The sequence below is a fragment of the Rhodanobacter sp. B04 genome (assembly GCF_002001125.1).
In the GTDB taxonomy this organism is placed as follows: Bacteria; Pseudomonadota; Gammaproteobacteria; order Xanthomonadales; family Rhodanobacteraceae; genus Rhodanobacter.
Genome location: NZ_MUNV01000006.1, coordinates 384,189 through 405,831, shown reverse-complemented (window position 1 = coordinate 405,831; position 21,643 = coordinate 384,189). Strand labels below are relative to the sequence as shown.

The following is a 21,643-nucleotide window of genomic DNA, read 5'->3' as shown; positions in this document are numbered from 1 at the left end:
GACCCGAGTTTTGTTTTATCGCAGCGGCGCGACTTACTTCTTCTTCGGCAGGTACAGGTCGGTGATCGTGCCTTCGTACACCTCGGCCGCCATGCCGATCGACTCGCTCAGCGTGGGATGCGGATGGATGGTGAGGCCAATGTCGGCCGCCTCGCTGCCCATCTCGATCGCCAGCGCGACTTCGGAGATCAGCTCGCCGGCATGCACGCCGACGATGCCGCCGCCGACGATGCGATGGGTGTCCTCGTCGAAGATCAGCTTGGTGAAGCCCTCGGTCCGGTCGATGCCGATCGCGCGGCCGCTGGCGGCCCACGGAAACTTGCCCACGCCGATCTTCAGGCTCTTTTCCTTCGCCTCGCGCTCGGTCACGCCGACCCAGGCGATTTCCGGGTCGGTATAGGCCACCGACGGAATCACCCGTGCATCGAAGTGGCTCTTCTGCCCGGCAACGACTTCCGCGGCGACCTTCGCCTCGTGCGTGGCCTTGTGCGCCAGCATCGGCTGGCCGACCAGATCGCCGATCGCGAAGATGTGCGGCACGTTGGTGCGCATCTGGCTGTCGACGTTGATGAAACCGCGATCGGTCACCGCGACACCGGCCTTGTCGGCGCCGATCTTGCCGCCGTTCGGCGAGCGGCCCACCGATACCAGCACACGATCGAACAAAGTGGTTTCGGGAATGCTGTCGCCTTCGTAGCTGACTTCGATACCTTTCTTGGTCGCCTTAGCCTCGACCACCTTGGTCTTCAGGTGCACGCCCTTGAGCTTGCCGCCGATGCGCTTGGCCAGCGGCTTGATCAGGTCGGCATCGGCACCGGGGATGAGTTGGTCCATGAACTCGACCACGGTCACTTCGCTGCCGAGCGCGCTGTACACCGTGGCCATTTCCAGGCCGATGATGCCACCGCCGACAACCAGCAGCTTGTTCGGCACGTCCTTCAGCTCCAGCGCGCCGGTGGAGTCGACGATGCGCTCGTCTTCCCACGGGAACGAGGGCAGCTTCACCGACTGCGAACCGGCGGCGATGATCGCGTACTCGAAGCGGACCAGCTTCACGCCGTCCTTGGTCTGGACTTCCATTTCGTTCGGCGAGACGAAGCTGCCGTTGCCTTCGAGGGTGCGCACCTTGCGCTGCTTCGCCATCGAAGTCAGGCCGCCGGTGAGCTGGCCGACCACCTTGGTCTTGAAACCGCGCAGCTTGTCGATGTCGATCTTCGGCGCACCGAAGCTGACGCCGTGCGCGGCCATCGAGGCGGCCTCGTCGATCACTGCCGCCGCATGCAGCAGCGCCTTGGACGGGATGCAGCCCACGTTGAGGCAGACACCGCCAAGCGTGGCATAGCGTTCCACCAGCACAGTGTCGACGCCGAGATCCGCGGCGCGGAACGCGGCCGAGTAGCCACCGGGGCCGGAGCCGAGCACGACCAGCTTGCAGTCGATGTCGGCCTTGCGACCGGAAGCGCTCGCTGCCGATGGCGCCGGCGCTGCCTTGGCCGGAGCCGGAGCGGCAGCGGGTGCAACAGCCTTCGGCGCTTCGGTTTGTGCGGTCTCGGCCTTGGGTGCAGCAGCATCGCCGGCGACCTCAAGCACGGCAATCACCGCGCCTTCGGACAGCTCGTCGCCCACCTTCACCTTCAATTCCTTGATCACGCCGGCGGCGCTGGAGGGGATCTCCATCGTGGCCTTGTCCGACTCCAGCGTGATCAGGCTCTGGTCCTTGGTCACCGTGTCGCCGGCCTTCACCAGCACTTCGATCACCGGCACATCGTGATTGCCGCCGATGTCGGGAACCTTCACTTCCATCGTGTTCGCCATCATCCGTCTCCCGTCAGAGCAACAGGCGACGGATGTCGCCGAGCTGGGTGGCCAGGAAGGACGCGAAGCGCGCGGCGAGCGCGCCGTCGATCACGCGATGGTCGTACGACAGCGACAGCGGCAGGATCAGCCGCGGCGCGAACTCCTTGCCGTTCCAGACCGGCCTGGTCGCGGCCTTGGAGACGCCGAGGATCGCCACCTCCGGCGCATTGACGATGGGCGTGAACCCGGTGCCGCCGATACCGCCGAGCGAGCTGATCGAGAAGCAGCCGCCGGACATCTCGGCGGGGCCGAGCTTCTTGTCGCGCGCCTTCTTCGAGATCTCGCCCAGCTCGCGGGCCAGGTCGAGCAGGCCCTTCTTGTCGCAATCGCGGATCACCGGCACCACCAGGCCATCGGGCGTGTCCACCGCGATGCCGATGTGGAAGTACTTCTTCAGGATCAGCTTCTCGCCGCTCTCGTCGAGCGAGGCGTTGAACTGCGGGAACTGCTTCAGTGCCGCCACCACCGCCTTGATCTGGAACACCAGCGGGGTGACCTTCAGGTCCTTGTTCTCTTCGCCGAGCTTCTTGCGGAACGCTTCCAGCTCGGTGATATCGGCATCGTCGTGCTGGGTGACGTGCGGGATCATCGCCCAGTTGCGCGCGAGGTTGGCGCCGGAAATCTTCTGGATGCGCGAGAGCGGCTTCTCCTCGATCTCGCCGAACTTGGCGAAGTCGATCTTCGGCCATGGCAGCAGGCTGAGGCCGCCGAGCGAGGCGGATGCACCGGCGACCGGCCGCGCGCCGGAAGCGAGCGCGTGTTTCACCCAAGCGGCCACGTCCTCACGCTGGATGCGGCCACCGCGGCCGGAACCCTTCACCTGGGTGATGTCGACCCCAAGCTCGCGCGCAAACGCACGGATCGCCGGGCTGGCGTACGGCGCATCGCCGGGCATCACCAGGCGTGCATCCAGCGGCGGTCGCGCCGCTGGCGACACGTCACCCTCCGGCACGCTACCGGGCAGCACGCTGCGACCACCGATCGGCGCGGGCTTTTCTTCGACCTGCGGCGCTGCCACCCTGGCTGGCGCAGGCGCCGGGGTGGGAGCCGGCGCGGCGGCTTTCGGAACCTCGGCGGCAGGCGCAGCGGCGGCGCCGTCTGCCTCGATGATCGCGATCAGCGCGCCCTCGGACACCTCGTCGCCCACCTTCAGCTTCAACTCCTTGATCGTGCCGGCGAACGGTGCGGGCACTTCCATCGTGGCCTTGTCCGACTCCAGCGTGATCAGGCTCTGTTCCTTCTCCACGCGGTCACCGACTTTCACCAGCACCTCGATGACGGGCACGTCGGCATGGCCGATATCGGGAACAAGGGCTTCTTTGAGATCGGCCATGGGGACTCCTGCGATGGCGAGGGCGTGCCGCTCGGGGATGGCGGACGCGAACAAGGCCTTAATCATAGCGAAGCTGCACCCGATCCGTATTGCACCAAAGCACGGCAAGCCCGCGCCAACGCCAACCATGCGCACGCGTATGCATGACCTTGAGCGCACGCGCGCGCCCAACTCATGCCCTACTCTGGAGCTCAGCCAACGCCGCCCGGGCGTACAGGGAAGCAAACCATGCTGACGATCCGTGACCTGTCGAAAACCTACGCCAACGGAGTGCGGGCGCTGCGCGGCGTGTCGCTGGATATTCCCAACGGCATGTTCGGCCTGCTCGGCCCCAACGGCGCGGGCAAATCGTCACTGATGCGCACGATCGCCACCCTGCAGGATCCGGACGAAGGCACGATCAAGCTCGACGAGATGGACCTGATGGCCGACAAGCAGGCCACCCGCCGTCTGCTCGGCTACCTGCCGCAGGAATTTGGCGTGTATCCGAAGGTCTCCGCCGAGGCGATGCTGGAGCATTTCGCCGTGCTCAAGGGCGTCACCGTGAAGAGCGAGCGGCGCGAACTGGTCGAGGCGCTGCTGCGCCAGGTCAACCTGTGGGACGTGCGCAAGCGCAAGCTGGGTACTTACTCCGGTGGCATGCGCCAGCGCTTCGGCATCGCCCAGGCGCTGATCGGCGACCCGCGGCTGGTGATCGTGGACGAGCCCACCGCCGGCCTCGACCCGGAGGAACGCAACCGCTTCCTCAACCTGCTGGCCGAGATCGGCGAGCGGGTGGTGGTGATCCTGTCGACGCATATCGTCGAGGACGTCACCGACCTGTGCTCGCGCATGGCGATCATCGGCCAGGGCCAGGTGTTGCTGAGCGGCGAGCCGGTCGAGGCGATCCGCTCGCTCGACGGCCGCGTGTGGCGACGCACGATCGACAAGGCCGAGCTGGACGGCTACCGCGCCCGCATGAACATCCTGTCCACCCGCCTCGCCGGCGGCCGCACCCTGCTGCACGTGCTGGCCGATACCCGGCCGGAAGAAGGTTTCGAGGCCGTCGCGCCCGATCTGGAAGACGTCTACTTCGGCCGCTTGCGCGAACAGGCCACCGCCCGAGCCGCCTGACACCCGCCGCATCGACGGCAGTCTTCCATTACAGGGACGGGAATACCGATGTTCTTCGAGATACTGCGATTCGAATTGCGCCAGCAGCTGAAGGCGCCGCTGTTCTGGATCATTGCGGCAGTGTTCGGCGCGCTCGCCTTCACCCTGGTGACGACCGACGCGGTGATCATCGGCGGCTCCAGCGGCAACGTGCTGCGCAATGCACCGCTGGTGATCGTCCGCCTGCTCAGCGTGCTCACCATACTCAGCATGTTCCTGGTGACCGTATTCGTCGCCGGCGCCGCCCTGCGCGACTTCGACCAGCGCACCGCCGAGCTGTTCTTCACCACGCCGATGAGCCGTGGCGCCTATCTCGGCGGACGCTTCGCCGCCGGCTACCTGGCCTCGCTGGCGATCATGCTGGCCTGCGCGCTGGGCATTGCCTCCGGCGGCCTGATGCCGTGGATCGACGCCGCACGACTGGGCCCGTCCAGCTGGCACGGCTATGCGTGGGCATTCGGCGTGATGGTGGTGCCGGACATGCTGTTCATCGCGGCACTGCTGTTCCTGCTGGCCAGCACCACGCGTTCGCTGTTGGCCACCTATATCGGGGTGATCGTCTACTTCGTGCTGCAAGGCATCGTTGGCCAGCTGACCAAGGACGTCAACAATCTGTTCGTTGCCGCCATGCTCGACCCGTTCGGCGGCCGCACGGTGGGGCTGGTCACCCGCTACTGGTCGGCGTACCAGTCCAATCATGAACTGCCAGCACTGACCGGCGTGCTGCTGTTCAATCGTTTGCTGTGGATCGGCGTCAGCCTGGCCATGTTCGTCGCCACGTTCGCGCTGTTCCGACCAAACCGTGAAGGCCTGCAGCTGCCGCGACGCAAGAAACGCGCGGAACCGCCGATGCTGCGCCCGCAGGCCGGCCATGCCGCGCTGACCCTGCCCAAGGTGCATCTGGCCGACAATCTGCGCGCGCACCTGCTGCAGCTGCGCACCCAGTTCGGCTTCGACACGTTGGGCGTGCTTCGCGGCGTACCGTTTCTGATCATGCTGGCGCTGGGGCTGGCGAACCTGTTCGGCGCGCTGATGCTGTCGGGACAGATCTATGGCACCGCGACCTGGCCCGTCACGCATCAGGTGCTGGAAGGTATACGCGGCAGCTTCCAGTGGCTGCTGTTCATCATCATCACTTTCTATGCCGGCGAACTGGTGTGGCGCGAGCGCAGTCAACGCTCGGCCGAGGTCACCGATGCATTTCCGCTGCCGGACTGGATTCCGCCGACTGCCAAGCTCGGTGCCCTGCTGGCGGTGATCATGGTGTTTCAACTGGCCGGCTCGCTGGTCGGCATCGGCTGGCAGCTTGCGCATGGCTACACCCATCTGGAGCTCGGCCTTTATCTGGAGACGCTGGCGCTGGATACGGTCCCGTTCGCACTGCTGGCCGCGCTGGCGCTGTTCCTGCAGGTGTTGTCGAACAACAAGTTCCTCGGCTACCTGCTGACCATCGTCTGGTTCGTCTGCCAGATCGGCTTCGGCCTGCTGCACTGGGAACAGAATCTGTACAACTACGGCAGCGTGCCTTCCACGCCGTACTCGGACATGAACGGCTTCGGTCATTTCCTCAAGGCCGCGCTGTGGTTCGATTTCTACTGGGCAAGTTGTGCCGTGGTCCTGCTGGTGCTGGCCGCGCTGTTCTGGGTGCGCGGCACCGGCCAGGCATGGGATGAACGACTACGCGAGGCACGGGCACGACTGCATGCACCGGCAAAGATCGCCATGGCACTCGGCCTGCTTGCCTTCGTCGGCAGCGGCGCGTGGATCTACTACAACACCAACGTGCTCAATCATTACCTGAGCAGCGGCGACAAGCTGAAACAACGCGCCGACTACGAAAAGAAATACGCGAAGTACAAGGATCTGCCGCAGCCGCGCATCACGGCGGTGAAGGCGGATGTCGACATCTATCCCTACCAGCGCAGGCTGGAGATCCACGGGCACTACACGCTGGTCAACAAGCACGACACCGCGATCAGCGAGCTGCACGTGAACTACACCGACGGCTTCAGGCTGAAGTCGCTGGATTTCGCGCCGCACGACACGGTGGATGCGGACAAGGATCTCGGTTACACCATCTACAAGCTGAAGACGCCGCTGGCGCCGGGCGCGTCGATGGACTTCGGCTTCGACCTGGAATACGCCCCGAAGGGCTTCACCAACAGCCCGGATGGAACCTTCCTCGCCTACAACGGCACTTTCTTCAACAGCGGTGTGCTGCCGCAGTTCGGCTACCAGACGCAGGCGCAGATCACCGACCGCAACGACCGCCGCAAGTACGGCCTGAAGGGCGAGGCAGCGCGGATGCCCAAACTCGACGACGAGAAGGCGCGTGCCAACACCTACCTCAGCAACGACGCGGACTGGATCAGCTTCGACACCACCGTCTCCACCGCCGCGGACCAGATTGCGGTGGCGCCAGGCTATCTGCAGAAGGAGTGGACCGCGAACGGACGGCGCTATTTCCACTACACGATGACCCAGGACGGCATGGACCAGCCGATGCTGCCGTTCTTCGCGTATCTGTCGGCGCGCTATGCGGTGAAGCACGAGACGTGGAAGGGCGTGGATGTGTCGGTGTACTACAACCCGGCGCACGCCTGGAACGTGGACCGGATGATCCAGGGCGCCAAGGATGCGCTGGATTATTACGACGCCAACTACACGCCATACCAGTTCCACCAGCTGCGCATCCTGGAATTCCCGAACTACGCCGCCTTCGCGCAGTCGTTCGCGAACACGATCCCGTTCTCCGAATCGATCGGCTTCATCGCCGACCTGCGCGACAAGTCGAAGATCGACTACGTCTACTACGTCACCGCCCACGAAGTAGCGCACCAGTGGTGGGCGCACCGGGTGATCGGCGCGAACATGCAGGGCTCGACCATGCTCAGCGAGTCGCTGGCGCAGTACTCCGCGCTGATGGTGATGAAGCAGAAGTACGGCGCCGACCAGATGCACAAGTTCCTGAAGTACGAACTGGACAATTATCTGGTGGGTCGCGCCACCGAGAAGCTGGCCGAGGAACCGCTGGCGAAGGTGGAGAACCAGCAATACATCCACTATCGCAAAGGCTCGCTGGTGTTCTACGCGCTGCAGGATTACATCGGCGAAAACACGCTGGACGCGATGCTCAAGCAGTTCCTGATCGACAAGGGTTTCCAGCAACCGCCCTACACCACCTCGCAGGAGTTCATGGATGCCCTGGCCAAGGCCGCCGGCCCGAAGTGGCAACCCCTGCTGGATGACTTCTTCTGGAAGATCACCCTGTTCGACAACCGCATGACCGAGGCGACCGCGAAGAAGCTGCCGGACGGCAAGTACGAAGTGACCATGAAGGTGCACGCGGGCAAGGTCTATGTCGACGGCACCGGCAAGGAAACCGATGCCGTGCCGGACATCCCGATCGATATCGGCGTGTTCGCTGCACCAGCCGACGGCAAGGACGGCAAGCCGCTGTACCTGAAGAAGCAGATGGTGGCGAACGGCGACAGCACGATCACCGTGACCGTCGACGGCAAGCCGTTCGACGCCGGCATCGATCCGTACAACGAACTGATCGACCGCGTCTCCAGCGACAACCGGCGACCGGTGACGTTGCAGTAGCGGCAGCTCAGTCCGGTTTCGGTACAGGCGGAACCACGCCCTGGACCAGGCGGATATCCAGCGGCGGGGTCGGTATGCCGATCTCCTGCGCATCGATCCGTTGCTTGATCGCGCGCAGCAGGTCGGCCTGGGCTCCCGTGCTGTCGCTGACGCGCGTCCAGCCGCGCACCGCCAGGTTCACCGTCTCGCCGGCCAGGCTGGCGATCGATACGCCCGGCGGCGGGTCCTTCAAGATCCGCGCATCGGCTTCGAACAGCCGCGTGATGGCGGCCATCACCTTGTCGATGTCGTCGCGATGGCTGACGCCGAACTTCAACTCGAAGCGTCGCGTGCCGCGGCGATTGAAATTGAGGATGGCGTCACCGCCGATTTTCGCGTTCGGCACGATCGCCTCGCGGTTGTCCGGAAGGATCAGCAGCGTATGCATCAGGTTGATGGTCTGCACCGTGCCCTCGATGCCACCGACGATCACGTAGTCACCGACACGGAAAGGCTGGAACACGACGAGCAGCACGCCCCAGGCCAGATTGCTCAGCGAGCCCTGCAGCGCCAGCCCGACCGCCAGCCCGGCCGTACCGAGGGCGGCGACGAGGGGCGCTGAAGGTATGCCGGCCTGGGTCAATGCCATCACGATCAGCACCGCCACCAGCACGCCATAGATCAGGTTGCGCAGAAAGCCGCTCAGCGTGGTGTCCACTCGCGCGCGCTGCAGTGCCCGCTGCATGACATTGGCCAGCCGTGCGGCCAGCCAGATGCCCAGCAAAAGAATCAGCATGGCTTCCAGCAGGTGCAGTCCGTTCGTGATGGCGGCTTCGGCAAGATCGTGGCCGAGTAGGCGTTCCAGAAAATCGTGCATGGTTGGCGGCTCGCAGAAAAACCGGCGCCAGCCTAGCAAACCTGCCATGAAGAATTCAGCGGCGGAGCCGCGCTTGGATCAGTGCGTGGCCGGCCCACGCAGCGCCTGGCGCACCGAGCGCAATGAACACACCTCCCACAGCGCCACCAGCACCAGCACGGCCGTCGTCGCCATGCCCAGCGATGCCACCGACCAGTGCGCAAGGGTCGACGCCAGGATCGCCAGCAAGCCGAGGCCGATCAGATGCGACAGCGGCAGGTTGGTGCTGTTCGCCGTCTTCTTGAACCACGCGTTGCCGCACAGGTACAGCGCCGGGCCACCCAGCAGCACGGCGCCGCCGATCGTGTCGACGCGTTGCGATGCATCGCGCAGGGTCAGTTCGTCCGCCACCGCGCTGACGATGATGCCGGCGACGATCAGCAGATGCAGGTAGGTATAGGCGACCCGCGCCGTGCGTCCCGGGTCGGCCGATTGGCGGATCGCCCGGCTGCCACGCTCGGCCCCCAGATCGAAATAGATCCACCACATCGCCACACTGCCGACGAAGGCGCTGACGAACGCGAGCAGCGCATGCGGTTGCGCCAAGGTGTCGGCAAAGCTCGAGCCGGTCACCAGCACCGACTCGCCCAGCGCGATGATCACGAACTGGCTGCAGCGCTCGGCCAGGTGGCCGCCGTCGATATCCCAGTCGGTCGTGCTCGACCTTCCCAGGCCCGGCACCGGGAAGGCCAGCGCCGGCCCGAGGTATTCCAGCATCAAGGCGGCCATCCACAACCTCCAGCGCCACTGGCCGTCCAGCCATCCGCCCGCCAGCCACAACGCACCGGATATGGCGAGCCAGACCGTGATGCGCTGGAAGTTGCGCGTGTTCGCCGGCGCGGCGTCGCCCAGCGCCCACAGCATGAACAGCGTGCGCCCCACCTGCATGAACACGTAGGCGCCGGCGAACAGCAAGCCGCGTGCGCCGAACGCTTCGGGCAGCGCGATCGACAGCAGCAGTCCGGCCAGCATCAGCGCCAGCAGCAACAGCCGCACCAGCGGGCGTTCCGGATCCAGCCAGTTGGTGACCCAACTGGTGAACACCCAGACCCACCAAACCGCCAGGAACAGCAGCAGCACCTGCAGCGCACCCGTCGTATTCAGGCCATGCAGCAACGTGTGTGACAGCTGGGTCACCGCGTAGACGAACACCAGATCGAAGAACAGCTCGATATTGGTGACCTGGCTGTGGCCACCGGCGTGGCGCGTGCGCAGCAAGCCACGTCGCATCGGGCGGCCAGGATCGGCTGACGAGGAAAGGCTCACGCGGCGACCTCCGGCGGATTTTCGCCTTTATCGCATGACGGCCCGGCCACGGTCACGCGATCAGGTCAGAGCCGCTCATCCTGGATATCGCTGACCCGCCCATCGGCGAAGGTCACCACGGTGACATGGCCGTCGCGACGGTAACGCCATTGCTCGCCACCCTTGTCCTTGCTCACCACGCGAACACCGCCGCGACCGCCGCCACGACTGCTGCGACCAGGCGAACTGCGCTTGTGCGATTTTGACGATGGCTTGCCCAACAGCTCAGTGACACGTTCGCGGCTGTCACCGGCGGCGAGCACCTGGCTACCTACGCGCAAGGTGCTGGATGCCTGTACGGCGGCGCTGAACACGAACAAGGCAACGACGAGACGAATGTGCATGACCTGCTCCCTGGTCCGATGGAATCCTGATGAAATCCGCCCGATGAGATCCGGCAATCCTTACCGCGGCGATGGCACCGGTTCAGCCCTGACGCTCATCGAGGCGGTCCTCGATCGCGGAAACCTTGCCGGCGATGATCGTCACCGTGATCACGTGACCGTCCTCGCGGCTGAATTGCCAGCGCTCACCGAGAAACGCGCCGAACTCGTTCTCTACCGGCTCCTTGTAGGCCGGCGTGCCCAGCAGATCGAGCGTGCGCGCCGCGGTATCCCCCACCGCCAGCACGCGCTGGCCGACACGCAGGGTCTCGCTCGCGCAGACACTCAGACTCAAAGCCAGCAACGGTATCAACAACAGACGACGCATGGCACTCTCCTTCGTACGATGAATGCGTTTCAAAAACCGGCGTCCGGCTGGGCCAGGTAGAGCACTTCTTCCGGCGTGCTGCCACGACCCAAGGCGGCATTGCGATGCGGAAAGCGGCCGAAGCGCGCGATCACCTCGCGATGCCGTCGAGCATAATCGAGAAACCCGTCGAAGCGTTCGCGCTGCTCCAGCGGAACCTCGGCGCACAACGCCTCGAACTGTTCCACCGAGCGCTGCTGCAGCTCCATGTTTTCAGCGTGTTCCAGCGGCATGTAGGCGAATACGCGCTGCAGTGGCGGCAACCGCCGATCGTCACCACGGAGCAGACCCGACAGCACCAAGCGCTGAGCCTTGACGTCCTGCGCCCAGGCACGCGGCTCGCCGCGGTACAGGTCGCGCGGACACTGATCGAGCAGGATCAGCAACGCCAGCCAACCCGCTGGTGTGACCGCCCAGTCATCCAGCTGCCCGGCGGCCGCAGGATCTAACGCATGGCCAAGGCGCCCGCGAACCTTCTCATCGAATGCCGTGTCGGCATCGAACCAGTGCTCCATGTTCGCTTCGGCAAACCAGAAATCAAGCACATCCCGTGCAGTTGTGGACATCATCGTGCCGTCAGTAACGGGCGCTGCCGACCAGGTTGTGCATATCCAGGTGAATGCCGCGCAAGCGGGGCAGCTGGCGATGCAGGACCCGGGCAGACTCCGCCGGCACCACGGCAATCGCCCGTTCGAACGCCTGCAGCAGCGCACTCTCGTGGTGTGCCAGCACGCGGATCCAGGCATGGTCGCGACGCGCGGCAGTGCGCACCAGGCATCCAGCGACATGCCGATGCACCGTACCACGCCAACTGCCGCGCTGCTGCAACATGCTGTCGTTGGCACGCTGCAGGTCGGCGATCAACACGCCCAACGTGTGTGCATTCTCGCCCAGCACCATCCGCAAGCCCGGTTCGCAGGCAGCCGCCGCATGCCGATACAGCCGCTGCAGATCGATGCTGCGCCGGACCAGGTCATGGCAGATGGCTTGGGGGGAACGTGGCGGCACGGCCGCCTCCTGGCTGGACGAAGGATGGATCACGGCGCCATCGTCGTCCTCGGTGACTTAGCGGGAGATTAATCCGGGGCAACTCGCCCGATGGCAGTCGGCCGGCAGCGGGCTGTGCCGGGCCCGGCGGCCTGCTCAGGGATCGATCTGCAACAGGTTCAGTGGGCGGCCATTGCTGCCGCGTACGCCCTGCTGCAACTCGGCCAGCCGCTGGATCGACGGGCACAATGCCGCAACTTGCGGGCGCAATGCCGCCTGCAGCCGCTGTTGCAGGCGTGGCTGCAGGTCGGCGGCAATCGTCGTGGCGCGATCACGCAGACTGGCGGCGGCTTGCAAGTCGCCATTCAGTGCCGCGTTGATCGCCTGCTGGCCAAGATCCGCCGCCAGCAGCGGCACCAGGTCGGTCGCCATCTGGTTCATGGTCTGGTTGGCCGCATCGCCCTGCCAGTCGTGGGTGCTGCGGCTGTCCGCGATACGCTGCTTGAGTTCGCTGGCGTGGGCATCGAGTCGGCGGTCGAATTCGGCGCGCGTATCGTCGCTCAGGCCCAGGCCGGCGGTCTCGGCGCGAACCGCATGCACCGCCATATCCACCCCATTCCGCGCGACGGCGCGCACCCGCGGCGCCAGCGCACGCAGTTCCCGTTCGAACAACGCCAGCCGATCCTGATCTTCCGCATTCAAGGCCACAGCGGCGCCATCAGTACGCAATGCGCCCTGCTGCAGCTCGACGTGGAACGGCGCCGGCGACGGACGATCGAACAACAGGCTGTCCGCTTTCAACGTGACGTCGTAACTGCTGCTGGCATGGCAGGTGGTTGCCAACTCCTGTCCATGAGGAGATGGCGCCGACATAGCCAGTCCAGCGCCGAGGACGGCAATCACGCAAGGCATGCGCATCGAATGAACTCCCGAGAGATGTCAGCCAAGCGATACCTTGGCGTTCAGCAACACATGCTGAATGCGGCAAACCGGCCAACAGCATCTCTGCAGGTACGCGGCTGTTTTAGTCCATTGACTCCAACATCAGGTGCCACCGAGTTGCGTCGTCAGATGCAGGCCCTGTCCGATCTGCTGGATCGACCCGTCAGGGGTGGCATCGGCACTCCCCGCGAGCAGCTGATCTTTATGCGCCCATGGCACGAACTCGGTTGGACCAGGTATATAGGCTTGCCATTGACCGTATTTCGCGACAGGAGTGTAACCGTCCACACTGTAGTTGATCGGTATCCGCGCCACCCAGAAATCGCGTGCTGCCTCCTTACCGCGAGTGGGTATATTGAACGTCCACTGTTTGACCGCCGCCAGGGAAGCCTTGGCGAGATCCTTGCGGAACGCGGCCATGTCGTTGTCACTGGCGTAGACCCCGAGGTTGACCTGCTCAGCCGCCACATCTGTCACTTGCCCCTGCCGGTCAACACGCGCCAATACGTATACGGTGCCGGAAACATGTGCTCTCAATGAAAGACCCGGATACTGTGGCGAAGGGTGGTTTTTGTAGCTGATATCTTCTGCGGCGTCGGCATCCTTCTGACCAAACTGGGCACCGGTGATACCGATCGATTCATGCTGATCGTCGATCCGTTTGGCGACCATGCGCAAGCTCATTTTCGCTTTTGCAGCCACGGGCCGACCATCAACGAGAACAGGCACGAATGTCCAGGTTGGAACATTCTTGCGGATAAGATCGACGACGACAGGCGGGAGCTGGTCTGGTTGATCAATGGCATATCCGCGGACGCTGCCGTCCGGCGCCACTTCGACCGAACCGGTAACCAACATGCTTGCCTGTGCCCGCTTGCGCACCGCATTGGGTCCCGCAGCCAGCGTCGCGCCCGACAACAATACGCAAAACAACCCCAGCAATAAGCGTTTCATCCCTGCCCCCTATTGGTAAGTCTGGCGAGCAGTCTAGCGCCCAGCACCGATGCAAGCAGCCATTCGACAACCCGTCGTCTGAACGTCAGCGATGCAGCCGAAATTGCGCCAATACTGCCGGCTGCCCCAGCCGCCAGCTCAGCCAGAGCAGCAGTGGCACGGCGACTCCCTTGAACAGCAGCAACGTGGCGCTGAACACCAAGCCGACCGCCAGCAGCAAGGCCGCCACGCGCATGCACGGCCGTGCCCAGGCCTGGCGCAGGATGCAGCCGGCGCAGATCACGATCAGCGCTAACGCGGCCAACAGGTAGGCCATGTCCCAGCCGAGCATGTCGTGCAAGGTCGTGACCACGTGAGGCTCCGCCGGTGCCAGCGTCCGCAGTTGCTTCCAGACCTGCTGTGCGTGGCGCACATACTGCACGCAGCCAAGCGCGGCGAGCAGCAGCATCGCCCAGACCAGCACGCGCCAAATGGCCAGCCCGGGCGGCTGCTCGGGCCGGTCGCGGATAACCACCGGCATCAGCCTGCCGCCTTCAAGGCAGCCAGGTCGTTCATCACCTGGGCGGAATTCTTCTCGGGATCGACGTCCACATAGACCTTGGCGATCTTGCCCTGCGGGTCGATCAGGAAGGTGGTGCGCTTGGCGTAATGCATGCCGAGGTGTTCGGTAAGTACTCCGTACTCGGTAGCCACGCTGCGATCGGCATCGGCCAACAGCGGAAACGGCACGTGGTATTTCGCGGCGAACCCGGCATGCGATTTCACGTCGTCGAGGCTGATGCCCGCCACTTCGGCGCCGGCCTTGCGCAGCTTGGCGATGTCGTCGCGGAAGGTGCACACCTCGGTGGTGCAACCGGGCGTGAAGTCCTTCGGATAGAAATACAGCACCAGCCAGTGACCGTGGAAATCGGCAGGCGCATGCCAGTGGCCGTGCTGATCCTGCAGTCGAAAGGTCGGCGCGGCATCGCCCACCTGTGGCGTGGCGGCGAAAGCCGGCGCCACCAGGGCACACAGCAGGGTCAATACCAGCAGACAGGAAACACGGCGCATCACGGGATCTCCAGCATGGCAAGGAGGAGGAAATACAGCCGCCGCAGTTTACGCGCCCAAAAGGGAAGGGCGCCATGCGGCGCCCTTCGTTGTCACATCAGGCTTGCCCGACCAGCTTCAGCCCTCAACGCGGCTCGATGGTGAACTTGCCTACCGAGACACCCAGGTTGACGCCCTCACCGGTACCGGCCAGCGCCAGCGACGTGGTGCCCTTGGTCAATACCTGCGCCTGGGAACTCCTGACCACGCCAGCTTCGGCGCCGGCCTGCGCATAGTCGCCGAAGACCTCGCGGATGCCATGCACATTGCTGATCTCGCCCTTGCCGTCGTTGATGCGGTATTTGCCGGCGGTAATTCCGCCGCCGACCACGCTGATCTTGACGTTGGCGCTCTGCCCATTGTCGCAGCGGATCGTGCCATTGCCCTCGGCGTGCTTGTAGATCAGCGACCAGCCGGCAAGGTTGAACCTGAGATGGCACTTCACCGCGGCCTCGTCCGCGTGCGCACTGGAAACCGGCAGCACCGTGGTCGCCGTCGCACAAGCCAGCACCAGGGCGGCCATTCCGAAAGTATGTTTGATCATGATCATCTCCTTGAATGAGTTCGGCCAGCACAGGATCGAACATGCTCCCCAAAGGGCAGCACGCCGCTGCGTGGTGGAGACAGCGTGTGCACCGCGACGTGACAGCGATGTGCACGAGCATGACTGTCCATTCAGGTTTTCAGCCTTGATGATTCGATAACAGCTGCCCGCGCAGACTGCCGGACATGGCGTGAAACCCGGCCGAGGCTTGTGACGAAGTCAGAACACTGCCTAGACTCGAGATGACTCCGAAGCCGGAGCGCAGCGAAGGAAAACCATGGTCAAGTATGCATTGGTGGGTTACGACGGCTCCGACGCCTCCCGGCGCGCGTTTCAGTTCGCGATCGATCTGGCTCGCTGCAGCGGTGGCCGCGTGCGCGTGGTGTCGGTGCTGCAGGTCACGGAAGGCGGCGCCGATGCGTCGACCCTGATGATCGCCGACTCCGGCACACAGCGCGTCAAGGAGCTGCTGGAGGAATTGACCGCGATCGTGCCCGATGCCGCCAGCCTGGTCGATGTCGAACTGACCTATGGCAGCCCCGGCGATGTGCTGCTGGGCCAGATCGCGCTGCATGGCGTCGACCACATCGTGATCGGCCACACCGAGCGTGGCGCCCTCGCACGCTGGCTGCTCGGCTCGGTGTCCAACAATGTTCTGGCACGCGCCCACGTACCGGTGACGGTGGTGCGCTGAGGCATGCTGGCGCATTCGCGCATCCGCAAGTCGGCGCAGGTTAATCCACCACCGGCGTGAAGCCGTATCCTGTGGGCATTCCTCGTCATGCGACAGCGGCCTTCGTGACCGCCGTCCACCCGAAACCACACAGGACGACCGCTTGAGTTATTCCCACGCCCTGCCCTGGACTCTGGACAGTCTGGACCTCAGCCGTATCGATGTCGCGCGCGTACGCCACGATGAGGATCTGTTCTTCCTGCTGTGCAGCTCGTCGTTCGTCGAGAGCGGCTCGGATCTGTACACGCAGAACCTGATCGATCATTTTGCCGGCGACCAGGAGCTGCAGACCTGGCTGCGCCAGCACTGGGAGCATGAAGAACTCCAGCACGGCCGTGCGCTGACCGCCTATGTCCGCCAGGTCTGGCCAGAGTTCGACTGGGAGCGCGGCTTCAAGGCGTTCTGGAACGAATACGGTGCGGTGTGCACCGCCGAGCAGCTCGAATCCTGCCGCGGGCTGGAACTGGCCGCCCGCTGCGTGGTGGAAACCGGCACCGCCAGCCTGTACCGCGCCCTGCACGAGCTCACCGACGAACCGGTGCTGAAACAGCTGACCAACCACATCAAGAGCGATGAAGTGCGCCACTACAAGCACTTCTACCAGCATTACCGGTTGTACCGGGAGCGCGAGGGCTTCGGCCGCTACAAGGTGTTCCGCGCGATCCTGCGCCGGGTCAACGAGATCAAGGGCGAGGACAGCAGCATCGCGCTGCGCCACGTGTTCAACCAGTGCTATCCGCAACACCAGGGCAACGAGACGGAGTTTCGCCGGATCAGCGATCGCGCGCAGGGGTTGCTGCGCCGGCACATCCCGGCCGCGATGACGGTGAAGATGCTGCTCAAGCCGCTGGATCTGCCGACCCCGTTGCAGAATGCGCTGGAAAAGCCGCTGGCGCGGATCACCGGCAAGCTGTTCCTGCATTGAGCCTATCGATCGACGTCCTCCGCGCCTGGCCGCGTTTCAGTGACTGCCGGCCGGTGCTGGCGTCAGAGCCGTGTCGTCGCGAGCCATGACGTCGACGTGGCGTTGCGCTTCCTTGCCGAACTCGAAGCGCGCCAGGTCCAGCGGCCGAATCTGCTTGATCGCGCAGGGGAGATAGCCGCGCATCGTCAGTATCTTGTCGAAGCCTGCCGATACCTCACCGGCAAAGGAGGTGAACCCGACACTGTTGGCGACGGTCAGGCCGCTGCACGGCCAGGTGTCGAGCAGGAACGCACGCGCAGGCCTGGTATAGACCACCAGTTGGGTATCGCTGAGCGGCTCCCACGAATAGACCGACGCCCCGGACACCAGCCGAAAACTGCGCACCGGCGCACCGGCCACCGCGACATAGGCGGCTTGCCGTTGCTGCAGATCCTGCGCAGCCGGCGTGCCGGCACAGGCCGCAAGCAGCCCGGCCGCTGCGGCAGCGAGCGATGCAAGATACGGCCTGCGCATGATCACACCCTCCGTAAGACGAGACCTGCCGACACCGCGTCCACGCTCATGCAGCCCGCGCAGGCAAGCGCATCATTGTGCGCCGGCAGCCGCCTCGCGCGGCTTTTCGTCGATCTTGCGCTGGGCCTGCTGCGCGGCGCGCAAACGACTCACGTCGATCGGACGGATCTGCACGATGGTGCAAGGGAAGTTGTTCCGCCCCATCAGCACGCGGTCGAAGCGCGCCGATACCTCATGCACACTGGACGTCAGGCCGATCACGTTCGCAAACGTCAGGTTCGGGCAACTGTCCACATCCAGCAGCCAGGCCTGGTTGGGCCGGGTATAGACGGCCAGCTGCTGGTCGCTCAGCGATTCCCACGAATACATCGGGCTGAAGAAGTGAAAACTGCGCACGGGGGCGCCGGCCGCCGCCGCGTACTCCGCCAGGCGCTGGCTCTGCCGCTGGGCATAAGGCACGCTGGAGCAACCGGCGAGCAGCACGGCGATGAGCAGCCCGGACACTAGATGCATGGATTTCATGGCGATACCCTCGATCAAGGATAAGGTTGATAACGCAGCACTAGACCACAGGCATACACCGGTTACTTCTTTTTTCCCTTGTCGAGACTGGCCCACCTGGCCGGATCGAAGCCACCGACTTCGTAGACCAGGGTGCGCTTCTTCTCGCCGTCGGCGAAGGTCACCTCCAGGCTGATCTTCTTCGCCTTCTGCAGCATGGCGATGAAGCCCTTGTCGTCGACCATCATCAGCGCCGGCTCGCCGGTCGGCGGTGCGAACACCTTGATATGCTCCGGCTTGCCATCCACCGTGGCGGCCAGCGTGCAATTGCCGTGGCAGACGAACCCGGGCTTGCTGCCGTACAGGAACACGCTCAAACCCCAGCTGGTGTGCCGGCGCAGCACCAGTTGCACGCGATCCCCACCGGCTGGCTGGCTGCTGACGATGGTGGCGGTGGATTGCGTACCGCCAGCCATCGGCGACACCTGGTACAACCACAGCGCCGCCAGCCGGTTTTTCTCGCTGTTCTCCTTCCAGCGCTGCTCGATCGAGGGCAGGCTCTGCTGCACCTGCTTCGCCGCTGCAGTGCCGGGATAGTGATCGAGAATGTCATGCCCCATCGTCACGGCCATTTCGTCATTCTTGATGCGCAGCAATTGCTGATAGGTATCGAGTTTCCTCGCCGCATCGGCCTCCTGCGCCTGTTGTTGCACCTGCGCTGTCGAAGCGGCCGGCTGACCGCCTTGGGGCGAGCATCCGGCGAGCAGCCAGCTGGCGCATAGCAGGGCCACGCAGGGGCGATGGAATGACGGTTTCATCGGCAGGGCATCCATGGGAGAACAGGAGCCTAGAGTGGAACGAGCCGGCAGCATCGCGCAACCGTGCGCGTTTCACGCTGCGCTGGCGGCCATCTCGCCGAAACGTTCGCGCAACTGCATGCGATAACGTCGACTGCATGGAATCTTCATGCCATCGCGCAGCTGCAGGCGCGCGTCGCCGCTTTCCAGCGGCTCGATCTCGGCGAGGTAGTCCAGATTCACGAAATAGCTGCGGTGCACGCGCACGAAGCGGGCCGGATCGAGCCGCTCCTCGATCCCGGCCATCGTTGCGCGCAAGGGATAGTCGCGGCCGCGCACATGCAGGTTCACGTAATTGCCTGATGCCTGCAGCCATTCGATCTCACTGGCATTGATCAGGAATTCCCGGCCCAGCTTGCGCACCAGGAACCGCTCCGGCCGCTCGACCGGCTCGACCGGCGGCCCTTCCTCGGGCGCCACCAGCAGTCGCGCCTCGCCCTGCAGGCGCAGCAGCCATAGTCGATACAACGCCAGCATGGCGATGATAGAGAAGTAGGTACGCACGTCCTTGAGATATTCATAGCCGGCATTGGCCCACCACGGGCCGAAATCGTAATGCTGCCCTGCCATGGCATAGGCCAGCTTGCGCAGCACGATCATGCCGCCGACGTGGATCAAGCTGAACGGCACGCTGGCCAGCAAGTGCAACGGCAGGCTGCGCCGCCAGGTATCGAAGCGGAATGGCCAGCGTCGCTCGACGGCGATCACCGCCGGCAACAGGGCCAGCAATACCAGCGCGCTGCTCCATTCCCACGACCACGGCTGCCACGCCGGCTGTCCGGCATGATCGATCGCCGAGGTCACGCTGTTGAACGTCGCGTTCAACACATACATCACCACCCAGAAACCGACCTCGAACGGTCGCTGCCAGCGCTGGAAGTCCCGGTAATCGAAAGTCGCGTGATTCGTCATGCGGCGATTCTACGGGCAACGCTGCCGATTGCTCCGGACTTCGTCCCCGGCTGCGCACCGTTCGTCACTAGCACCCGTCCATCAGTCACTTGGCGCGGGCCGGCGGGGCGGCGGCGCATGAAGATCACGGCACTTTCTACCGGAGCTCTCGCATGAACCGCCGTCATGATATCGACGCCCTGCGCGTCCTCGCCTTCAGCCTGCTGATCCTCTATCACGCCGGCATGCTGTATGTGGCCCCGGTTTGCGACTGGGGATTCCATCTCAAGAGCAGCCACCTGGCCGAGTGGCTGCAATATCCGATGTTGTTCCTCAACCGCTGGCGGATGGAACTGCTGTTCCTGATCTCGGGGCTGGCCATGCATTTCATGCGCGGCAAGACCGGCCTGCCCGGACTGGCATGGAAGCGCACGGTGCGGCTGTTGCTGCCGCTGACGTTCGGCATGCTGGTGGTGATCCCGATCCAGCCCTACGTGCAGGGATTGGCGGACGGACAACTCACGGCAGGCTTCGGGCCTTTCCTGCTGCATTACTGGACGCATGGCTACCGCGACTACGGGCTTACCTGGAACCACCTGTGGTACCTGCCCTACCTGTGGGTCTACACGATGCTTTTGTTGCTGTTGATGCCGCTGCTGGAGTCACGGCTCGGCCAGCGAATGCGCGCCCGTTGCCTGACCCTGCGCGGCGCAAGCCTGCTGGTACATCCCGTGCTGCCCCTGTTCGCGTATGGCGTGCTGCTGTCCTGGCGCTACCCGGAATCACATGCGCTGGTCGGCGACTGGTATGCACTGGCGCTCTACGCCACCATGTTTTTCTACGGCTACCTGCTCGGCACCGACAACGGCCTGTGGGCTGAACTATTGCGCCTGCGTCGCGCCGCGCTGCCACTGGCACTGGCCTGCTTCGCGGCATACCTGTGCCTGGATCGGTTCGCCGGGCAGTTCATCCATGGCCGAACCGCACTGATCACCGCCAAGCTTCTCGCGGTCTGGCTGCGCTACAGCTATACGTGGATCGCGATCGCTGCCGTGCTTGGCTGGGGCCAGGCGTTGCTCAACCGCCCGTTCCGCTGGCTGCCGTATGCGCGCGAGGCGGTGTACCCGTGGTATGTGCTGCACCAGAGCCTGCTGCTGTTCTTCGCGTGGCGGCTGATGCCGCTGGGACTCGGCCCGGTATTCGAACCGGCGTTGATCCTGCTCGGCACCATCGGCGGCTGTGCCTTGCTGCATGAGTGCGTGATCCGTCGCGTGAACTGGCTGCGGCCGCTGTTCGGGCTGGAGGCATCCCACGCGCGGCCCGGGTTGCCCGCTGCGCCAGCGCGGCTGGCTGACGACCTCGGCTGAACTCAGCTCTCGCCCACCATGCTCAAATCCAGGTGTTCGACCCGAACCACCTGATCGAGCCAGACGCGCCGGCTCCATTCCGGCACGTCCGGCCGCTGCAATTGCACCCGGGCATTGATGCCTTCCCGTTCGTGGGCATCGCGAAAAACCTGCACGCGCGGTTGCGCGCTGACCACCCCGTCACAGCTGCTGCCGTCCTTCATGACCAGCACGACATGCCCATGGGCCGGCAGTTGGCCGATCAGCGACTCAAGCTGCCGGATGCTGGCGCGATCCGTGTACACACGCTCTGCGCGCTTGCCCATGAGACTCGCCTCGCATGGCCCTAGGCTCCGGACGCTAGCCGGCAAAACGGCAAGAACCCGTCAATTCGCCCGTCTGCCAGCTGAACGAAGGGCCGGGCTGCGGCACTTTGCCTGTGTCGACGGCGACCCGATAATGG

23 protein-coding genes are annotated in these 21,643 nt (G+C 64.5%); 5 read left to right on the top strand and 18 right to left on the bottom strand.

The window, feature by feature from the left end; translation table 11 throughout:
* Positions 1–33 precede the first annotated feature (33 nt).
* Both lpdA and aceF read right to left on the bottom strand, forming a co-directional pair.
* Entirely contained in the window at positions 34–1,815 is a 1,782-nt protein-coding gene (gene lpdA, locus B0E46_RS04490; RefSeq protein ID WP_077554614.1) for a dihydrolipoyl dehydrogenase, read from the bottom strand.
* 13 nt (positions 1,816–1,828) lie between these two features.
* Positions 1,829–3,190: a dihydrolipoyllysine-residue acetyltransferase gene (aceF, locus tag B0E46_RS04485; protein ID WP_254425036.1), complete on the bottom strand. Its 1,362-nt coding sequence runs from the start codon at positions 3,188–3,190 to the stop codon at positions 1,829–1,831.
* A gap of 228 nt (positions 3,191–3,418) precedes the next feature.
* Between aceF and B0E46_RS04480 the strand changes: the two genes are divergently transcribed.
* Positions 3,419–4,303 (top strand): ABC transporter ATP-binding protein, encoded by an 885-nt coding sequence (locus tag B0E46_RS04480; protein WP_077554509.1) that lies wholly within the window; start codon positions 3,419–3,421, stop codon positions 4,301–4,303.
* A gap of 48 nt (positions 4,304–4,351) precedes the next feature.
* Positions 4,352–7,948, top strand: coding sequence for a M1 family aminopeptidase (locus B0E46_RS04475; protein WP_077554508.1), 3,597 nt, complete (start codon positions 4,352–4,354; stop codon positions 7,946–7,948).
* A gap of 7 nt (positions 7,949–7,955) precedes the next feature.
* On the opposite strand, the gene B0E46_RS04470 is transcribed toward B0E46_RS04475, so the two are convergent.
* The 11 genes from B0E46_RS04470 to B0E46_RS04420 form a co-directional block, all read right to left on the bottom strand.
* Positions 7,956–8,852 (bottom strand): mechanosensitive ion channel domain-containing protein, encoded by an 897-nt coding sequence (locus B0E46_RS04470; protein ID WP_254425035.1) that lies wholly within the window; start codon positions 8,850–8,852, stop codon positions 7,956–7,958.
* 30 nt (positions 8,853–8,882) lie between these two features.
* Positions 8,883–10,109 (bottom strand): low temperature requirement protein A, encoded by a 1,227-nt coding sequence (locus B0E46_RS04465; RefSeq protein ID WP_254425034.1) that lies wholly within the window; start codon positions 10,107–10,109, stop codon positions 8,883–8,885.
* 65 nt (positions 10,110–10,174) lie between these two features.
* A complete protein-coding gene (locus B0E46_RS04460; RefSeq protein WP_077554505.1) occupies positions 10,175–10,492 on the bottom strand; it encodes a DUF2845 domain-containing protein in 318 nt (105 codons plus the stop codon).
* An 82-nt stretch (positions 10,493–10,574) separates the two neighbouring features.
* The gene (locus tag B0E46_RS04455; protein WP_077554503.1) at positions 10,575–10,859 is read right to left on the bottom strand and encodes a DUF2845 domain-containing protein; all 285 of its coding nucleotides are present in this window, start codon (positions 10,857–10,859) and stop codon (positions 10,575–10,577) included.
* Positions 10,860–10,888: 29 nt separating this feature from the next.
* On the bottom strand, positions 10,889–11,464 hold the full coding sequence (locus tag B0E46_RS04450; RefSeq protein WP_077554610.1) for a DUF924 family protein: 576 nt from the start codon (positions 11,462–11,464) through the stop codon (positions 10,889–10,891).
* A 10-nt stretch (positions 11,465–11,474) separates the two neighbouring features.
* A complete protein-coding gene (locus tag B0E46_RS04445; RefSeq protein ID WP_077554609.1) occupies positions 11,475–11,906 on the bottom strand; it encodes a hypothetical protein in 432 nt (143 codons plus the stop codon).
* 135 nt (positions 11,907–12,041) lie between these two features.
* Positions 12,042–12,758, bottom strand: a complete 717-nt coding sequence (locus tag B0E46_RS04440) for a DUF2884 family protein (protein WP_254425042.1) — start codon at positions 12,756–12,758, stop codon at positions 12,042–12,044.
* Between the two features lie 171 nt (positions 12,759–12,929).
* Positions 12,930–13,781 (bottom strand): energy transducer TonB, encoded by an 852-nt coding sequence (locus tag B0E46_RS04435; protein WP_077554499.1) that lies wholly within the window; start codon positions 13,779–13,781, stop codon positions 12,930–12,932.
* An 85-nt stretch (positions 13,782–13,866) separates the two neighbouring features.
* Positions 13,867–14,301: a hypothetical protein gene (locus B0E46_RS04430; protein ID WP_077554496.1), complete on the bottom strand. Its 435-nt coding sequence runs from the start codon at positions 14,299–14,301 to the stop codon at positions 13,867–13,869.
* Positions 14,301–14,831 (bottom strand): peroxiredoxin, encoded by a 531-nt coding sequence (locus B0E46_RS04425; protein WP_077554495.1) that lies wholly within the window; start codon positions 14,829–14,831, stop codon positions 14,301–14,303. Before B0E46_RS04425 ends, B0E46_RS04430 begins: the two co-directional genes overlap by 1 nt.
* A gap of 124 nt (positions 14,832–14,955) precedes the next feature.
* Positions 14,956–15,414 carry a hypothetical protein gene (locus B0E46_RS04420; protein WP_077554608.1) on the bottom strand — a complete coding sequence of 153 codons (459 nt, stop codon included), beginning with the start codon at positions 15,412–15,414 and terminating at the stop codon, positions 14,956–14,958.
* A 277-nt stretch (positions 15,415–15,691) separates the two neighbouring features.
* Here B0E46_RS04420 and B0E46_RS04415 point away from each other — a divergent pair, with 277 nt between their 5' ends.
* Entirely contained in the window at positions 15,692–16,108 is a 417-nt protein-coding gene (locus tag B0E46_RS04415; RefSeq protein ID WP_077554494.1) for a universal stress protein, read from the top strand.
* A gap of 142 nt (positions 16,109–16,250) precedes the next feature.
* On the top strand, positions 16,251–17,072 hold the full coding sequence (locus B0E46_RS04410) for a ferritin-like domain-containing protein (RefSeq protein WP_077554492.1): 822 nt from the start codon (positions 16,251–16,253) through the stop codon (positions 17,070–17,072).
* 36 nt (positions 17,073–17,108) lie between these two features.
* On the opposite strand, the gene B0E46_RS04405 is transcribed toward B0E46_RS04410, so the two are convergent.
* The 4 genes from B0E46_RS04405 to B0E46_RS04390 form a co-directional block, all read right to left on the bottom strand.
* Positions 17,109–17,585 carry a DUF6491 family protein gene (locus B0E46_RS04405; protein WP_077554606.1) on the bottom strand — a complete coding sequence of 159 codons (477 nt, stop codon included), beginning with the start codon at positions 17,583–17,585 and terminating at the stop codon, positions 17,109–17,111.
* A gap of 72 nt (positions 17,586–17,657) precedes the next feature.
* Positions 17,658–18,107 (bottom strand): DUF6491 family protein, encoded by a 450-nt coding sequence (locus B0E46_RS04400; RefSeq protein WP_077554491.1) that lies wholly within the window; start codon positions 18,105–18,107, stop codon positions 17,658–17,660.
* A 62-nt stretch (positions 18,108–18,169) separates the two neighbouring features.
* Positions 18,170–18,904, bottom strand: coding sequence for a hypothetical protein (locus B0E46_RS04395; RefSeq protein ID WP_077554604.1), 735 nt, complete (start codon positions 18,902–18,904; stop codon positions 18,170–18,172).
* A gap of 72 nt (positions 18,905–18,976) precedes the next feature.
* Positions 18,977–19,855, bottom strand: coding sequence for a LytTR family DNA-binding domain-containing protein (locus B0E46_RS04390; RefSeq protein ID WP_077554490.1), 879 nt, complete (start codon positions 19,853–19,855; stop codon positions 18,977–18,979).
* 152 nt (positions 19,856–20,007) lie between these two features.
* Here B0E46_RS04390 and B0E46_RS04385 point away from each other — a divergent pair, with 152 nt between their 5' ends.
* Entirely contained in the window at positions 20,008–21,201 is a 1,194-nt protein-coding gene (locus B0E46_RS04385; RefSeq protein WP_077554488.1) for an acyltransferase family protein, read from the top strand.
* A gap of 2 nt (positions 21,202–21,203) precedes the next feature.
* Here the strand turns inward: B0E46_RS04385 and B0E46_RS04380 are convergent, their stop codons facing one another.
* The gene (locus tag B0E46_RS04380) at positions 21,204–21,506 is read right to left on the bottom strand and encodes a DUF3247 family protein (protein WP_077554486.1); all 303 of its coding nucleotides are present in this window, start codon (positions 21,504–21,506) and stop codon (positions 21,204–21,206) included.
* Between the last annotated feature and the right edge of the window lie 137 nt (positions 21,507–21,643).

Bases quoted from the DNA above. Each gene is read 5' to 3' on its own strand.
- B0E46_RS04480 (WP_077554509.1), top strand. From the start codon at position 3,419: ATGCTGACGATCCGTGACCTGTCGAAAACCTACGCCAACGGAGTGCGG.
- B0E46_RS04435 (WP_077554499.1), bottom strand. From the start codon at position 13,781: ATGAAACGCTTATTGCTGGGGTTGTTTTGCGTATTGTTGTCGGGCGCG.
- B0E46_RS04415 (WP_077554494.1), top strand. From the start codon at position 15,692: ATGGTCAAGTATGCATTGGTGGGTTACGACGGCTCCGACGCCTCCCGG.
- B0E46_RS04390 (WP_077554490.1), bottom strand. From the start codon at position 19,855: ATGACGAATCACGCGACTTTCGATTACCGGGACTTCCAGCGCTGGCAG.
- lpdA (WP_077554614.1), bottom strand. From the start codon at position 1,815: ATGGCGAACACGATGGAAGTGAAGGTTCCCGACATCGGCGGCAATCAC.
- B0E46_RS04405 (WP_077554606.1), bottom strand. From the start codon at position 17,585: ATGCGCAGGCCGTATCTTGCATCGCTCGCTGCCGCAGCGGCCGGGCTG.
- B0E46_RS04425 (WP_077554495.1), bottom strand. From the start codon at position 14,831: ATGCGCCGTGTTTCCTGTCTGCTGGTATTGACCCTGCTGTGTGCCCTG.
- B0E46_RS04380 (WP_077554486.1), bottom strand. From the start codon at position 21,506: ATGGGCAAGCGCGCAGAGCGTGTGTACACGGATCGCGCCAGCATCCGG.
- aceF (WP_254425036.1), bottom strand. From the start codon at position 3,190: ATGGCCGATCTCAAAGAAGCCCTTGTTCCCGATATCGGCCATGCCGAC.
- B0E46_RS04450 (WP_077554610.1), bottom strand. From the start codon at position 11,464: ATGTCCACAACTGCACGGGATGTGCTTGATTTCTGGTTTGCCGAAGCG.
- B0E46_RS04430 (WP_077554496.1), bottom strand. From the start codon at position 14,301: ATGCCGGTGGTTATCCGCGACCGGCCCGAGCAGCCGCCCGGGCTGGCC.
- B0E46_RS04440 (WP_254425042.1), bottom strand. From the start codon at position 12,758: ATGTCGGCGCCATCTCCTCATGGACAGGAGTTGGCAACCACCTGCCAT.
- B0E46_RS04475 (WP_077554508.1), top strand. From the start codon at position 4,352: ATGTTCTTCGAGATACTGCGATTCGAATTGCGCCAGCAGCTGAAGGCG.
- B0E46_RS04420 (WP_077554608.1), bottom strand. From the start codon at position 15,414: ATGATCAAACATACTTTCGGAATGGCCGCCCTGGTGCTGGCTTGTGCG.
- B0E46_RS04470 (WP_254425035.1), bottom strand. From the start codon at position 8,852: ATGGCAGGTTTGCTAGGCTGGCGCCGGTTTTTCTGCGAGCCGCCAACC.
- B0E46_RS04385 (WP_077554488.1), top strand. From the start codon at position 20,008: ATGAACCGCCGTCATGATATCGACGCCCTGCGCGTCCTCGCCTTCAGC.
- B0E46_RS04460 (WP_077554505.1), bottom strand. From the start codon at position 10,492: ATGCACATTCGTCTCGTCGTTGCCTTGTTCGTGTTCAGCGCCGCCGTA.
- B0E46_RS04455 (WP_077554503.1), bottom strand. From the start codon at position 10,859: ATGCGTCGTCTGTTGTTGATACCGTTGCTGGCTTTGAGTCTGAGTGTC.
- B0E46_RS04400 (WP_077554491.1), bottom strand. From the start codon at position 18,107: ATGAAATCCATGCATCTAGTGTCCGGGCTGCTCATCGCCGTGCTGCTC.
- B0E46_RS04395 (WP_077554604.1), bottom strand. From the start codon at position 18,904: ATGAAACCGTCATTCCATCGCCCCTGCGTGGCCCTGCTATGCGCCAGC.